13 protein-coding genes and 1 pseudogene are annotated in these 15,566 nt (G+C 68.7%); 2 read left to right on the top strand and 12 right to left on the bottom strand.

All coding sequences use genetic code 11. The features are described from left to right. The 10 genes and pseudogenes from WS89_RS33770 to hutH all read right to left on the bottom strand — a co-directional run. A pseudogene (locus WS89_RS33770) lies at positions 1-155 on the bottom strand (aspartate aminotransferase family protein); the annotation flags it as partial. A 28-nt stretch (positions 156-183) separates the two neighbouring features. After that, the gene (locus WS89_RS13270) at positions 184-1,521 is read right to left on the bottom strand and encodes a glutamine synthetase family protein (RefSeq protein WP_059503968.1); all 1,338 of its coding nucleotides are present in this window, start codon (positions 1,519-1,521) and stop codon (positions 184-186) included. Positions 1,522-1,533: 12 nt separating this feature from the next. After that, a complete protein-coding gene (locus WS89_RS13265) occupies positions 1,534-2,334 on the bottom strand; it encodes a gamma-glutamyl-gamma-aminobutyrate hydrolase family protein (RefSeq protein WP_059791411.1) in 801 nt (266 codons plus the stop codon). Positions 2,335-3,072: 738 nt separating this feature from the next. Then, positions 3,073-3,870, bottom strand: coding sequence for an N-formylglutamate deformylase (hutG, locus tag WS89_RS13260; RefSeq protein WP_059791402.1), 798 nt, complete (start codon positions 3,868-3,870; stop codon positions 3,073-3,075). A 61-nt stretch (positions 3,871-3,931) separates the two neighbouring features. After that, complete coding sequence (locus WS89_RS13255; RefSeq protein ID WP_059791400.1) at positions 3,932-5,308, bottom strand: formimidoylglutamate deiminase; 1,377 nt, start codon at positions 5,306-5,308, stop codon at positions 3,932-3,934. A gap of 195 nt (positions 5,309-5,503) precedes the next feature. Continuing rightward, a complete protein-coding gene (gene hutI, locus WS89_RS13250) occupies positions 5,504-6,727 on the bottom strand; it encodes an imidazolonepropionase (RefSeq protein WP_059791398.1) in 1,224 nt (407 codons plus the stop codon). Between the two features lie 4 nt (positions 6,728-6,731). Further along, positions 6,732-7,343, bottom strand: a complete 612-nt coding sequence (locus tag WS89_RS13245; protein WP_059503978.1) for a HutD/Ves family protein — start codon at positions 7,341-7,343, stop codon at positions 6,732-6,734. Between the two features lie 2 nt (positions 7,344-7,345). Next, complete coding sequence (hutU, locus tag WS89_RS13240) at positions 7,346-9,034, bottom strand: urocanate hydratase (RefSeq protein ID WP_059791395.1); 1,689 nt, start codon at positions 9,032-9,034, stop codon at positions 7,346-7,348. Between the two features lie 39 nt (positions 9,035-9,073). Further along, positions 9,074-9,769, bottom strand: a complete 696-nt coding sequence (gene hutC / locus WS89_RS13235) for a histidine utilization repressor (protein WP_059578316.1) — start codon at positions 9,767-9,769, stop codon at positions 9,074-9,076. Positions 9,770-9,773: 4 nt separating this feature from the next. Then, complete coding sequence (gene hutH / locus WS89_RS13230; RefSeq protein ID WP_059791393.1) at positions 9,774-11,297, bottom strand: histidine ammonia-lyase; 1,524 nt, start codon at positions 11,295-11,297, stop codon at positions 9,774-9,776. A 212-nt stretch (positions 11,298-11,509) separates the two neighbouring features. Between hutH and WS89_RS13225 the strand changes: the two genes are divergently transcribed. Further along, entirely contained in the window at positions 11,510-12,430 is a 921-nt protein-coding gene (locus tag WS89_RS13225; RefSeq protein WP_059791391.1) for a glutamate/aspartate ABC transporter substrate-binding protein, read from the top strand. A 21-nt stretch (positions 12,431-12,451) separates the two neighbouring features. On the opposite strand, the gene WS89_RS13220 is transcribed toward WS89_RS13225, so the two are convergent. Together WS89_RS13220 and WS89_RS13215 are read right to left on the bottom strand one after the other, a co-directional pair. Further along, the gene (locus WS89_RS13220; RefSeq protein WP_059791389.1) at positions 12,452-13,207 is read right to left on the bottom strand and encodes a 4'-phosphopantetheinyl transferase family protein; all 756 of its coding nucleotides are present in this window, start codon (positions 13,205-13,207) and stop codon (positions 12,452-12,454) included. 127 nt (positions 13,208-13,334) lie between these two features. Then, entirely contained in the window at positions 13,335-14,372 is a 1,038-nt protein-coding gene (locus tag WS89_RS13215) for an alpha/beta hydrolase family protein (protein ID WP_059791387.1), read from the bottom strand. Between the two features lie 183 nt (positions 14,373-14,555). On the opposite strand from WS89_RS13215, the gene WS89_RS13210 reads away from it, so the two are divergent. After that, positions 14,556-15,497 (top strand): LysR substrate-binding domain-containing protein, encoded by a 942-nt coding sequence (locus tag WS89_RS13210; RefSeq protein WP_059503991.1) that lies wholly within the window; start codon positions 14,556-14,558, stop codon positions 15,495-15,497. Positions 15,498-15,566 lie beyond the last annotated feature (69 nt).

The following is a 15,566-nucleotide window of genomic DNA, read 5'->3' as shown; positions in this document are numbered from 1 at the left end:
TCCCACAGGTAGACGCCGTCGGCCTTCACGATCACGCGGCTGCCCGCGCGATTGAGCGCGCCCATGTCCGAGAACGGGTGGATGTGGTGGGCGGCGTCGAGCGCGCGAAAATCGGCGGTCGAGCGCGGCGAAAAAGCTTCGTTTCGATCGGTCATGTTTTCTCCGTCAAACAGCGCCGCACGCTCACACGTGCAGCAGCAGATGCCTGCGTTCCCACGAGCTGATCACGCGGAAGAACGCTTCGTATTCGGTTTCCTTCAACGCCAGGTAGGCCTTCACGAACTTGTCGCCGAGAATGCCGGCGAGCGGCTCGCACGCGGCCATCAGCGAAATGCCTTCCTCGAGATTGCGCGGCAGTTGGTACGGCAGGTCGTAGCCGTCCGATGCGATCGGCTCGGTCGGCGCGAGCTGCTGCATCATGCCGAGATAGCCGGCGGCGAGCGTCGCCGCGAACGCGAGGTACGGGTTGCAGTCGACGCCCGGAATGCGGTTCTCGATGCGCCGCGCGACCGGCGTCGACTGCGGGATCCGGAATCCGACCGTACGGTTGTCGTAACCCCACTGCACGTTGATCGGCGCGGCCATGAAGCGCGACAGGCGACGGTACGAATTGATGTACGGCGCGAAGATCGGCATCAGCGCCGGCGTGTACTTCTGCAGCCCCGCCAGATAGCTGTGGAACAGCGGCGACACGGCGCCGTTTTCATCGGCGAACAGATTACGCCCGGTGCGCATATCCGCAAGGCTCTGATGAATGTGCATCGCGGAACCCGGCTCGTTTTCCATCGGCTTGGCCATGAACGTCGCATACATGTTGTGACGCAGCGCGGCCTCGCGCACCGTGCGCTTGAACAGGAACACCTGATCGGCCAGCGAGAGCGCGTCGCCGTGCATGAAGTTGATCTCCATCTGCGCGGCGCCGACTTCGTGAATCAGCGTCTCGATATCGAGGCCCTGCATTTCGCAGTACTCGTAGATGTCCTCGAACAGCGGATCGAATTCGTTGACGGCCTCGATCGAATACGACTGGCGGCCCGTTTCCGCGCGCCCCGTACGACCGACCGGCGGACGCAGCGGCAGGTCGGGATCGGCGTTCATGTCGACCAGATAAAACTCGAGTTCCGGCGCGACGACCGGCTTCCAGCCCTTCGCCTCGTACAGGTCGAGCACGCGGCGCAGCACGTAGCGCGGCGAGATCTCGACCGGCGAGCCGTCGAAATGCACGCAATCGTGGATCACCTGCGCGGTCGGATCGACCGCCCACGGGATCAGGCAGATCGTCGACGGATCGGGCACGCACACCATGTCGGGATCGGTCACGCCGGTCAGTGTGCCGTCCTCCGGATAGTCGCCGGTGACGGTCTGCACCATCACGGCCTGCGGCAAGCGCATCGATTCGCCGGATTCGAATTTGTTGCGCGGAATGATCTTGCCGCGCGCGATGCCGGCCATGTCGGGAATGATCGCTTCGACTTCGGTGATACGGTGCTGTCGCAGGAATTCGCTCAGTTCGGGTTGCATGATCGGCCTCGTTCAGTCGATGTCGGATGCAGCCGGCGTCGCGCCGCCGGCCGCATGAATGCGGTGCGTCATGTGCGCGCGGCACGCCGCGCCGAATGCCGCGAAGATGTCGCGCGACAGCGGCTGCTCCGCGTAGCGCCACTCGGGATGCCACTGCACGCCCAGCGCGAACGCGCGCGCGCCGCGCACGCTGACGGCCTCGACCAGTCCGTCGGGCGCGCTCGCCTCGATCGCGAGCCCCGCGCCCAAGCGCGCGATGCCCTGGTCGTGCAGCGAATTGACCGTCGCCTCGTGCGCGCCGCGCGCGACCCGCTGCAGCAGGCCGCCGGGGGCGAACTGCACGACGTGCGCGGGGCCGTACTGCCGTTCGAGCGGATCGTCCGGCCGTTCGCGATGGTCGTCGAAGCCGGTCGTCGCATGCAGCCGCTGATGCAGCGTGCCGCCATACGCGACGTTCAGCTCCTGCATGCCGCGGCAGATCGCGAGCACGGGCACGCCCGCTTCGATCGCCGCGCGGATCAGCGGCAACGCGGTCGCATCGCGCGCCGGATCGTGCAGCATGTCGGACGCGCTCGCGGCGCCGCCGTAATGATGCGGCTCGACGTTCGAATAGCTGCCGGTCAACAGCAGCCCGTCGATGGCCGCGACGATCGCATCGGCCGGCTGCCGCGCGCCGAGCGCGGGCAGCACGAACGCCAGCGCGCCGGCGCCGTCGACGACGGCGGCGAGGTACTTCTCGCCCGCCGCGTGGTTCGGATGCGCACCGCGCAGGATGCGGTCGGCGGTAACGGCTACGATCGGTCGCGCACGCATCGGCGTCTCTCCGGTGATGGCGCGCGACACGCTTGCGCGCACAACGATGCAGGTTCTCGGACGAGCCGCACGCGCGCGCCATCGCGCCACGCAAGCGAAAACGCCAGCGCAGGCGCAAGCTTGCCGCGCGAAGGCTGCGGCAACAGGCGGTGCGGTCCGGGACGGAAGCGGAAAGGAACGCTAGGGCAACAACGATGCGCTGCCGTCGCACTGCACCGCGCTGAACACGTGCGCGGTCACGAGATTGAAGCGGCGCGGGCCGCGATCGGAAATGGCGAAAAAGCGAGGCTCGCGTAACGGGGCGGCGCGCGTGCCGCGATCAGCATGCCGGTTCGGCCCGGCCTGAGGCGGCGCGCCCGCCGACGGACTTCGCGTCCGGCGTATCGAAGGGCTGGCGGCTTTCACGATCGTACTCGACTGACTGATGAAGGCAGGACACGTGTCGCAATGCCGCGTGGCGGCACGTGAGCAAGATGTCTCGCACGAATTCCGGCGCAGTCCGACCATCGTCGATGGCCTCGCCGCCGGTACGCGCGTGACGACTTCCTGACATTCAGCTTATATCACTTAAAAATTGCGTCAAATTTTCAGGTGTCGATGACGACGTCGATCAGACGAAAAAAACGGCATCGACCGCGCGGATCGATGCCGTTTTGTGCATTGCACCGGCTTGCCTGCTACGTGTCGACGGGGGGGACGCCCTGTCGCGCCGCGCTGCCGCATACAGGCGGCCGATGCTCAACGATGCGCAAGTGCGGTTTCGACGAGCGTTTGCAGCAGCGGCACGATCCGCGCGGCACGCGCTTCGTCGTACGCGTACGGACGCGTCTCTTCCATGTAGGTGATCTGCGACAGTTCGAGTTGCACGGCTTCGACGCCGGTATCGGGCACGCCATAGTGACGCGTGATGTAGCCGCCCTTGAAGCGCCCGTTCGCGACGGCCGTATAGCCGCCATGCGCGAGCACGCGCGCAGCCAGCGCCTCCGCGAGACCGGGCGCCGCGCTCGCGCCGCTCGACGTGCCGAAGTTGAAATCCGGCAGGCGGCCTTCGAAGAAACGCGGCACGTGCGAGCGGATCGAATGCGCTTCCCACACGAGCACGCGGCCGTGTTCGCCCTTCAGGCGTGCGATCTCGCGTTGCAGCGCGTCGTGATACGGCAGCCAGTAGCGATCGCGGCGACGCATGATCTCGTCGTTGCCGGGCAGTGCATTCTCAGGATACAGCGGCGCCTTGTCGAACGTATCGACCGGCACGAGCCCCGTCGTGTCCTGCCCCGGATACAGGTTCTCGTTGTCGGGCGGACGGTTCAGGTCGACGACGTAGCGCGCGTGCGACGGCACGAGGATCGATGCGCCGAGATCGGCCGCGAAGCCGTACAGCCGCTCGAGATGCCAGTCGCAATCGTCGACGAAGCGCGCATCGGGCGTCATCGTCGCGGCGATGTCGTCGGGGATGTACGTGCCTGCGTGCGGAATCGAGATCAGCAGCGGCAGCGTGCCCTGCTTCAACGTGAATACAGCCGGTTGTTCAGTCATGTCGCCTCACCGTGTAAGAGTCTGCCGGCGCACGCATGCGGCGTGCGCCGGTTGCCGCGCATCAGCGCAGCAGTTGCGCCAGCGCGGCGCGGTAGTCGGCATACGCGGCGGCTTCGTCGCGATGGCGGCGGCCGCTCACGACGCGCTCGCCGCCCGTGTAGACGTCGAGCACCGGCGTCTCGCCGTGCTCGGCGAACACGATGCCCGACAGCCATGCCGCGCTGCCGTGCTCGGCGATCGCCGGATGATCGGGGTCGAGCACGAGCCAGTCGGCGCGACAGCCTGCACGCAGCGCACCGATGCGCCGCCCGCTCGCCTGCGCGCCGCCCGCGAGCGACGCATCGAACAGGCGATCGGCGACGTGCGCCTGCGACTCGCTCGCCAGCACGTTGCGCGCGCGGTGCACGAGCCGCTGCCCGTATTCGAGCAGGCGCAGCTCCGAGCGCCATTCGACCGACGCGTGGCTGTCCGAGCCGACGCCGATCACGCCGCCCTGCGCGAGATAGTCGACCGCCGGGAACACGCCGTCGCCGAGGTTCGCTTCGGTCGTCAGGCACAGGCCCGCGACCGCGCGACGCTTCGCGAGCGCCGCCGTCTCGGCCGCGTCGACGTGCGTGGCGTGCACGAGGCACCAGCGCGCATCGACGTCGAAGCGATCGAGCAGCCATTGTACGGGGCGTGCGCCGTAGGCACGGACGCAGTCGTCGACTTCGGCCGTCTGCTCGGCGATGTGGATATGCACCGGCGCATCGTCGGGCAGCCCATCGAGCAGCACGCGCAGCCCGCTCTCGGACACCGCGCGCAGCGAATGCGGCGCGACGCCGTAGCGCAGCCCGCCGTGTTCGGGCGCCGCGCGACGCATCGCGTCGAGCAGTTCGAGCACGCCGTCGGGGGTGTTGATGAAGCGGCGCTGGTCGTCGCGCGGCGGCTTGTTGCCGAAGCCGGCGAACTGGTACGACACGGGCAGCATCGTGATGCCGATGCCGGCCGCGCGCGCCGCATCGACCACGCGCGTGCCGAGCTCCGCGATCCGCGGATAGCGCGAGCCGTCCTGCGCATGATGCACGTAGTGGAATTCGCACACCGACGTGTAGCCGCACTTGAGCATCTCGACATACAGCCAGCGTGCAATCGCCGCGAGCGCGTCGGGCGTGATCTTCAGTGCGAAACGGTACATCAGGTCGCGCCAGTTCCAGAAGCTATCGGCGGGATTCGCGCGGTATTCGGTGAGCCCCGCCATCGCGCGCTGGAACGCGTGCGAATGCAGGTTCGGCATGCCGGGCAGCACCGGCCCGGCCGCACGCGTGACACGCGCCGGTGCATCGGTGTCGGGCGTCACGTCGGTCAGCGTGCCGGTTGCGTCCCAGCGCAGCAGCACGTTGCGGCGCCAGCCATCGGGCAGGTAGGCATGGTCCGCGAACAACAGGGTATCGGTCATGGCGAGTCCTCATCGACCGGCTCGAGCGCGTCAGCGTCTCGTCCGGCCCGGTGCCGCGGCCGGCAGGCGCGCGCGTCACGCCCAGCGCCTGCCTCGCGGCGATCGACCGGAGGGCGCCGTTGCGCACCGGTCCGGTCCCATGCAAAGCGTCGGCCGGACCGGGCCGTCACGACCCGGCCCGGTCCGTCGCGAAACTTATCCGTTCATCCGGCGAAACACGGTCGTGCCGCCGCGTACGACCTGCTCGCACAGCGGCCGGCCGATCCAGTAGGCCAGCTCGGCCAGCGAGCCGACCGACCACACAGCGAAATCGGCCTGGCGGCCGACCTCGAGCGCGCCGTGGCGATCCGCGCGGCCGAGTGCCGCGGCCGCGTGGCGCGTGACACCCTGCAGCACCTCGGGCACCGTCATGCGGAACAGCGTGCAGCCCATGTTCAGCGTCAGCAGCAGCGATTCGAGCGGCGACGTGCCGGGGTTGTGATCGGTCGCGAGTGCGATCGGCACGCCGTGCTTGCGCAGCAGCTCGATCGGCGGCAGTTGCGTTTCGCGGATGAAGTAGTACGCGCCGGGCAGCAGCACGGCGACCGTGCCGGCCGCCTTCATCGCCTCGATACCGGCTTCGTCGAGAAATTCGAGGTGGTCGGCGGACAGCGCGCGGTAACGCGCGGCGAGCGCCGTCCCGCCCGCATTCGACAGTTGCTCCGCATGCAGCTTCACCGGCAACCCGCGCCGCGTCGCGGCCTCGAACACGCGCTCGGTCTGCGCGAGCGAAAAGCCGATGCGCTCGCAGAACACGTCGACCGCATCGACGAGTCCTTCGTCGGCCAGCGTCGGCAGCATCCGGTCGCAGACTTCGTCGATGTACGCGTCCGCGCGCCCCGCATATTCGGGCGGCAGCGCATGCGCGCCGAGGAAGGTCGTGTAGACCGTGACCGGGAAGCGCTCGCCGAGCTGGCGCGCGACGCGCAGCATCTTGCGCTCGCTCGCGAGATCGAGCCCGTAGCCCGACTTGATCTCGATCGCGGTCACGCCTTCGGCGAGCAGCGGCTGCAGGCGCGCGGCGGCCTGCACGAACAGCGTCGTCTCGTCGGCCGCGCGCGTCGCGCGCACCGTCGACACGATCCCGCCGCCCTGCCGCGCGATCTCCTCGTAGCTGACGCCGGCGAGGCGCTGCGCGAACTCGTCGGCACGCGTGCCGCCATACACGAGGTGCGTATGGCAGTCGACGAGGCCCGGCGTCACCCACGCGCCGTGCAAGTCCTCGCGATGCCAATGCGCATAGCCGTGCGGCAGCGCGGACAACGCGCCGAGCCACGCGATCGCGCCGGTTTCGTCGACGGCAATCGCCGCGTCGTCGATCGTCTCGTCGGGATGGCCGTGCGGACACAGCCTCAGGTGATGCCAGACAGTCGGTTTCATGCGTTCAGTCTCGTTCGCCGACGGTGAGCGAGACGGCGAGCAGCGCGCCGCTTCCGCTCACGACGACGTCAAACGCACGCCGCGGCCCGTCGAGCCGCAACGTGTCCATTTCCTGCAGTGCGTGGTGCGCGCCGTCGATCTCGACGCCGACCGCACCCGTTGCGCAGAACAGCAGGACGGTATCGGCGCACTCGATGCGGTGCATGCCCTCGGGCCATACGTCGACCGACCCGCGCGCGGCCGAACGGCGCGTCATCAGGTTGAAGTCGCGCGTCGCGCCGTCGTGCAGCGTCGCATCGATCGCCGTCTCGCCCGCGAAATCCGCGCGTGCCAGCGGTGCGTCGAGCACGTGCCGCGTGCCGCCCGCTTCGACGAGCGTCATGCCCGCGCCGGACAGCAGCACGAGCGTGCGGTCGACGCCGTCGAAACGCGAGAACGGCCCGGCCGTGCCGACGTCCGCGACGCTCACGCGCCATGCGAACGCGTCGAGCGCAGCACCCGGCGGGAACGCGCCGATCTCGCGCGTCACGCCGCCGCCGTTCTTCCACGGCGACGCAACGAGATCCGCGCCGCGGATCAGCGCGGCGGTCGCCGGCGCCTGATCGAGCGCCGTCATGCTCAGCGGCCGAGCATCGGCAGCTTCAGGCCGGCTTCGCGAGCCGTCTGCTGCGCGAGTTCGTAGCCGGCATCCGCATGGCGCATCACGCCGGTCGCCGGGTCGTTCAGCAGCACGCGACCGAGACGCTCGTGCGCGTCGGCCGTCCCGTCGGCGACGATCACGACACCCGAGTGCTGCGAGAAGCCCATGCCGACGCCGCCGCCATGATGCAGCGATACCCACGATGCGCCGCCCGCAGTGTTCAGCAGCGCGTTGAGCAGCGGCCAGTCGCTGACGGCGTCCGACCCGTCCTTCATCGATTCCGTCTCGCGGTTCGGGCTCGCGACCGAACCGGTGTCGAGGTGGTCGCGGCCGATCACGATCGGGGCCTTCAGTTCGCCGTTCTTCACCATCTCGTTGAACGCCTGGCCGAGGCGATAGCGATCCTTCACGCCGACCCAGCAGATCCGTGCCGGCAGGCCCTGGAACGCGATGCGCTCACGCGCCATGTCGAGCCAGTTGTGCAGGTGCGGATCGTCGGGGATCAGCTCCTTCACCTTCTGGTCGGTCTTGTAGATGTCTTCCGGATCGCCCGACAGCGCGACCCAGCGGAACGGGCCCTTGCCTTCGCAGAACAGCGGGCGGATGTACGCCGGCACGAAGCCCGGGAAGTCGAATGCGTTCTCGACGCCCATTTCCAGCGCCATCTGGCGGATGTTGTTGCCGTAGTCGAGCGTCGCGGCACCGCGTTCCTGCAGCGCCAGCATCGCGCGCACCTGGACGGCCATCGACTGCTTCGCGACCTTCACGATGCTCTGCGGATCGACCTTCTGCGCTTCGCGCCATTGCGCGACGGTCCAGCCTTGCGGCAGGTAGCCGTTGATCGGGTCGTGCGCGCTCGTCTGGTCGGTCACGCAGTCCGGCGTGATGCCGCGCGTGACGAGTTCCGCGAACACGTCGGCTGCATTGCCGAGCAGGCCGACCGACACCGGCTTGCCGGTGCGCTTCGCTTCGTCGATCATGCCGAGCGCTTCGTCGAGCGTCGTCGCCTTCTTGTCGACGTAGCGCGTCTTCAGGCGGAAGTCGATACGCGTCTCGTCGCATTCGACCGCGATCATCGAGAAGCCGGCCATCGTCGCGGCGAGCGGCTGCGCGCCGCCCATCCCGCCCAGACCGCCCGTCAGGATCCAGCGGCCCGACGGATCGCCGTTGAAGTGCTGGTTCGCGACCGAGAAGAAGGTTTCGTAGGTGCCCTGCACGATGCCCTGGCTGCCGATGTAGATCCAGCTGCCGGCCGTCATCTGGCCGTACATCATCAGGCCCTTGCGATCGAGCTCGTGGAAGTGATCCCAGTTGGCCCAGTGCGGCACCAGGTTCGAGTTCGCGAGCAGCACGCGCGGCGCATCCTTGTGCGTGCGGAACACGCCGACCGGCTTGCCCGACTGGATCAGCAGCGTTTCGTTCTCTTCGAGATCCTTCAGCGACGCGAGGATCTGGTCGTAGCATTCCCAGTTACGCGCCGCGCGGCCGATGCCGCCGTACACGACGAGCGCATGCGGATGCTCGGCGACTTCCGGATCGAGGTTGTTCTGGATCATCCGGTAGGCCGCTTCGGCCAGCCAGGTCTTGCAGGTTTTCTCGCTGCCGCGCGGCGCGCGGATCGTGCGCGTCGGATCGAGGCGGGGATCGATGTGTTTCGGATGGTTCATGACGACTGCTCCCGAAGGAAAATGAATATCAATAAGGAATCAGAAATGCCCGGTGAAGCGATAACGGCTGCCGGGATGCCACAGATTCGCCACCGAGGCGACGACGCCCTGCGACCAGGTGCGCCGATGTAAAACCAGACACGGTTCGACGTCGTCCATCCGCAGCTGCTCGCGCCGCTCCGGTGCCGGCGCCGCCGCTTCGATCCGGTACTCGACGCGCTGCAGCGGCGCCGCGCGCATCAGGTACAGGTTCGGCGTCGTGTTCGTGAAATCCTGCTCGGCGTAATCCGGCGCGACCGCCGGATTCACCCATCGTTCTTCGAGCTGCACCGGCTCGTCGTTCTCGAAGTGCAGCACCTGCGAATGAAACAGCTTCGTGCGCACGGCCACCTGCATCTCGTCGGCGAGCGCCTCGTCGGCGCGGATCGTGTCGAGCCCGAGCACGCTGGCGCGATACGCATGCCCGCGCGCACCGACTTCCTCGGAGATGCTGCGGATCGCCACCAGCGTCGACTCGTACTTCGGCCGCGCGACGTAGGTGCCCGCGCCCTTCATGCGCGTGAGCACCTGCTCGGCCGTCAACTCGCGCAGCGCGCGGTTGACGGTCATGCGTGCCACCTTGAACTCGCGCGCCAGCTCGTTCTCGGACGGCACCTGGTCGCCCTCCTCCCACTCGCCGGCGTGGATGCGGGCCAGGATGAAGTCCTTGATCTCCTGGTAGACCGGCGCGCTCATCGGCTTACTGTTCCGATGCGAACGAGAACGGTGCGACCTTCGCGAACGCGCGCTCGCCGACGAGCTTCGCGATCACCGCGATGTCCGGCGCGAAATAGTGGTCGAGTTCGTAGTGCGCGACCTGGCTGCGGATGATTTCCATCACCGGCGCGAGCTTCGGGCTCGTGTAGTACGGCGCGCGCAGGTCGACGCCCTGCGCGGCGGCCAGCAGTTCGATCGCGAGGATGTGCTTCGTGTTGTCCGCGATGTCGGCGAGCTTGCGCGCGGCGAACGTCGCCATCGACACGTGGTCTTCCTGGTTCGCGGAAGTCGGCAGCGAATCGACCGACGCCGGGTGCGCGAGCGTCTTGTTTTCCGACGCGAGGGCGGCCGCCGTCACGTGCGCGATCATGAAGCCGGAGTTCACGCCGCCGTCCTTCACGAGGAACGGGGGCAGGCCCGACAGCGTCGCATCGATCAGCAGCGCGATGCGGCGTTCGGCCAGCGCACCGATTTCCGCCGCGGCGAGCGCGAGGTTGTCGGCCGCGAACGCGACGGGCTCGGCGTGGAAGTTGCCGCCCGACAGCACTTCGCCGGTATCCGGGAAGATCAGCGGGTTGTCCGACACGGCGTTCGCTTCGACCAGCAGCACGTCGGCCGCATGGCGCATCTGGTCCAGGCACGCGCCCATCACCTGCGGCTGGCAGCGCAGGCTGTACGGATCCTGCACCTTGTCGCAGTCGCGGTGCGACTGGTTGATCGGCGAGCCTTCGAGCAGTTCGCGGTACGACGCGGCCGCGTCGATCTGGCCTCGATGGCCGCGCAGTTCGTGGATGCGCGCGTCGAACGGCTTCACCGAGCCGGCTGCCGCGTCGACCGACAGCGCGCCCGCGACGAGCGCGGTGCGGTACAGGTCTTCGATCGCGAACATGTTGTCGAGCGCGAGCGCCGTCGACGCCTGCGTGCCGTTCAGGAGCGCCAGGCCTTCCTTCGCCTGCAGCGTCAGCGGCGCGAGGCCCGCGACGCGCAAGCCGTCGAGCGCGCTCGCCCGCTCGCCGCGGATGAACACTTCGCCGACGCCGAGCAGCACGGCCGACATGTGCGCGAGCGGCGCGAGGTCGCCCGATGCGCCGACCGAGCCCTTCACCGGAATCAGCGGCAGCACGTCGGCGTTGAACAGCGTGATCAGCGCGTCCATCACTTCACGGCGGATGCCCGAGTGACCGCGGCCGAGACTCGACAGCTTCAGCGCCATCAGCAGGCGCACCGACGAGCGCGCCATCGGCTCGCCGACGCCGACCGCGTGCGACAGCACCAGGTTCTTCTGCAGCAGTTCGAGCTGGTCGTGCGGGATGTGGGTGCTCGCCAGGCGGCCGAAGCCCGTGTTGATGCCGTAGGCCGGCTCGCCCTTCGCGGCGATGTCGGCGACGGCCTTCGCGCCCGCGTCGATCTTCGCGAAGCTCGCCGGGTCGAGCTTCAGTTGCACGGATTCGCGAGCGATCCGGCGCAGTTGCGGGAGGGTCAGGTGGCCGGGGGTCAACGTAATCATGTGAGCAATCCTGTCTAGACAAGTTCGGAATGGATTGAAGTGTAGCCACGTCAACTTGTCTAGACAACCCGTTTTTCGCCGATTTCGACTCGGGAGTTTCCCTGATGCCCCGCAGCCCCGCCGGACTGGCCTGCCAGGACCGGGCATTAACATATGTTGCAATCATTTTGTCTTTGGCAACATACGAATCACCATTCGCTCCGGAGACCGCCATGCCCTTCCCGTCACGATTCGCCGCCCGCGTCGGCGGCCCCCTGCTCGTCGCCGCGTGCGCGCTCGCGTGCAGCGCGCCCTTCGCGGCCGAGCCGTCGTCCGGCACGCTGGAGAAAGTCCGGCAGGCCAACCTGATTTCGATCGGCCATCGCGAAACGTCGGTGCCGTTCTCGTATGTCGATGCGGGCGGCAAGGTCATCGGCTTCTCGCAGGACCTGTGCGACCGCGTGATCGCCGCGGTGAAGGCGCGCACCGGCAAGCCCGACCTGCAGGTGCGCTTCATTCCGGTCACCTCGCAGAACCGCATTCCGCTGGTGCAGAACGGCACCGTCGATCTCGAATGCGGCGTGACGACCAATCTCGCCGCGCGCCATGCGCAGGTCGCGTTCTCGACCACCTTCTTCGTCGCGACGACGCGCCTGCTCACGCGCACGAACTCGGGCATCCGCGACTTCCCCGATCTCGCCGGCAAGACGGTCGTGACGAACCAGGGCACGACATCCGAACGCCTGCTGCGCAAGATGAACGAGGAAAAGAAGATGAACATGCAGATCATCAGCGCAAAGGACTACGGCGAAGGACGCCTCACGCTCGAATCGGGCCGCGCGGCCGCGTACATGATGGACGACGTGCTGCTCGCGGGCGTGCGCCAGCTCGCCGCGAAACCGGCCGACTGGCAGATCGTCGGCACGCCGCAATCGTCGGAAGCCTACGGATTCATGCTGCGCAAGGACGATCCGCAGTTCAAGGCACTCGTCGACGGCGTGCTCGTGCAACTGATGAAAAGCGGCGAGATCAACGCGCTGTACGACAAATGGTTCATGAAGCCGGTGCCGCCGAAGGGGCTGGCGTTCGACTTTCCGATGAGCGACGCGATCAAGGCGCGCTATGCGGCGCCGAACGACGCGCCGCTCGAGTAAGCGCAGCGCGCCGGCCCCGGCCTACGCGCGCGTCCACGCGACGCACGCCGCGTAGCCGGGCGCCGCGTCGAGCCACGCGGCGTCGAACGCCGCGACGCCGGCGGCGGGCGCGGCCGGCTCGACGACCGTCGTCGCAGGCGTCGTGGCATCGCGCGGCGGCACGACCGCGAACGCGCGCAGCCCGCCGACGATGCCGGTGCCGAGCGCCTTGAGCAGCGCCTCCTTCGCGGACCACACCCGCATGAATTCGCGCTCGCGCGCGCCGGGCGGCAGGCCGTCGAGATACGCGACCTCCGCAGGCGCGCACACTTCGCGCGTCAGCGCGCGCCAGTCGGCCGCGCGGTTGCAGCCCTCGATATCGACGCCGACGCGGCCCGCCGGCGCCCACGCGATCAGCGCATGATCGCCTGCGTGCGACACGTTGAAATCGAGCGCCGCGCGATGCATGCGGTCCAGCGACGGCCGCCCCGATGCGTCGACGACGATCGCGACCGCGTGCGCGGCGATGCCGAGCGCCGCGCCGAGCACGTCGCGCAGCGCGGCGCGCGTCGCGGCGCTGCGTACCGCATCCTCATGCCGCAGGAAGCGCGCGGCGCGTGCGCGTTCGTCGTCGCTCAGCACCGCATACGCGGGCGACACGAGCGGCACGCGCCAGTCGAAATCGACGCGCGCGACCCGCACGCCGGCGCGCGTCGCGGCGGGCGGCACGTCGAGCGCATGCACGCGCCACGCGTGCGGCGTTGCAACGGGAGAAGCGGAATCGGACGGAATGGACATCGGCGCGCGGCAGCTCGCTGGGCTTTAAGACGAAACGTCCGATGTTAATCGATCGCGCCTGCCTGCGGCGGCTGCCGCCGGATCGGAAAGCAAGCCACGAGAGCGGGTGACGTTCGGATGCGCCGGGTCATCCGTTCGCGGCCCTGCCCGGCGCGCCGCTCCCCGACAGCCGTCCGCGCGACGCCGGGTGGAGCGCATGCACGGCGCCCGGCGCATCGGCCGGCAGCACGCCGTGTTGCAGCCAGTACGACGCGACGGGCCACAGCGTGTCGGTGAAGCGGCTATGGAAAAACGCGAAATGGCCGATCGCATCGACGCCGATGTCGGCCGGCGCGATCCGCAGATGCGTGACGTTGCTGCCCGTGTAATAGCCGACCAGCCGCTCGATCGCGTCGACCGTGCCGAACGCGTCGTCGTCGAGGCCGATCGCGAGCATCGGCGCCGACAGCCCCGCGAAGCGCGCCGGCAACGCGGCGCGGCTCGCCGCGCCGTCGTCGAGCACGCTGCCGATGTAGCCATCCTCGAAACGCGGCCGCGAACGCGCCCACGACAGCGCGATACCGCGCGGCGTGTCCTCCATCCAGCCGAGCCGCTTCGCGGGCACGTAGCCGAACACGGCCGCGAGCGCGGGCATCGCGACATGCCACTTCCACCACATGCGGCGCCGCTCGGCGGGCAGGTAATCGCGCCAGTACGCATACTGCGCGCCGACGGTCACCACATGCCGCACGTGCACGTTCGATGCCGCGAGGCCGAGCACGCAGCCGCCGATGCTGTGCGCGACCACATCGAGCGGCTGACCCGGAAACGCGTCGCGCGCGTAATGCAGCGCGGCCTCGCAATCGAGCCGGCCCCAGTCGAGCCAGGTCGCGCGCAGCTTCGCAAGCTGCGCCGGGCGCGACCCGCCGATGCCGCGATAGTCGTAGACGAGCACGTCGCGCCCCTGCGCGAACAGCCACGCCGCGAAACGAAAGTAGTAGTCGCAGCGCACCGACGTCGCGCAATTGACGACCGTCACGGGCCGCACGCCGCCGCCGCGATGGCGCCAGACATGGCCGCGCAACAGGTAGCCGTCGGCCGCGCGCAGCGTCACGGGCTCGGGCGGCAATGCGCCCGCCGCGCGGCTGCCTGGCGCCGCGCCGCTTTCCTCGTTCGAAATCGTCATCGTGTCTCCTGTCGACCCCAGTCGGCGCTTCAGCGCTTACTGGAATCCCATGCTTCGCGGCCGGTCCGGGCGGGCGCCTCGGGCTTACTCAGCCCCTCTTCCGCGATCGACCCGCCTCCATTGAACTTGACGCGTGCCGCGTTCTCAACCAATCTTGCTGCTCCGTTCGCATGAGCCACGCGCATGTCAACGCCACTCGTCCGTCTCCCGTCGCTCGATCTCGTCCGCGGTTTCGTCGCCGTCGGCCGCCGCATGAGCATCACGCTCGCCGCGCAGGACCTGTGCGTCACGCAGTCGGCGGTCAGCCGCCAGGTCCATGCGCTCGAAGCGCATCTCGGCGTCACCTTGCTGCAGCGTGGCTACCGGAAGATCGCGTTCACGCCGGAAGGCGAGCGGCTGTTCCGCGTCGCCGATGCGGCGCTGCACAGCCTGCAGGACACCGTCGCGTCGCTCGCCGCCGTGCGCGAGCGCCAGCCCGTGACGATCACCGCCAGCATCGGCGTGACCGCGCTCTGGCTGCTGCCTCGGCTCGGACGGTTGCAGGCGCGGCTGCCCGCGATCGACCTGCGCGTCGCCGCGAACGACAAGGTACTCGATTTGCGCGCCGAAGGCATCGACCTCGGCATCCGCTACTGCCCGCGCGACCGTGCGCCGGCCGGTGCGCTGCGCCTGTTCGACGAGATCGTCGTGCCGGTCGCGCATCCCGCGCTCGCCGCGCGGCCGGTCGCGAGCGCGGCGGCGATCGCCGATCACGTGCTGCTCGAATTCGACGGGCCGCCGCAACCGCATCTGCAGTGGCACGCACACCTGCACGCGGCGGGGCTCGGCGATGCGCGCCCGAAAGGCGTGCTGCGCTTCAACCAGTACGACCAGGTGATCCAGGCCGCGATCGCGGGCCAGGGCATCGCGCTCGGCCGGCTCGCGCTCGTCGCGCCGATGCTCGCCGACGGCCGGCTCGCGGTGCTCGGGCCGCACACGCAAACGCGCTCGGAAACGTACGGCTACTGGCTGTTCCAGCACGATCCGGCCCCGCGCCGCGAAGTCGCCGACGTGCGCGACTGGATACTCGCCGAAGCGGCCGAATGCGACGCGGCGATGCACGCGCACGATACGACGTCGGCCTGAGCCCGCGGCGCGGATGCGCGTGAGCGCAAGCAACGGCCGCCCTCTTCGCATTCCCGTTGCGCATGCCAA

The sequence above is a fragment of the Burkholderia sp. MSMB1072 genome (assembly GCF_001524725.1).
Classification (GTDB): domain Bacteria; phylum Pseudomonadota; class Gammaproteobacteria; order Burkholderiales; family Burkholderiaceae; genus Burkholderia.
This window is presented reverse-complemented; position numbering and strand designations above follow the sequence as displayed.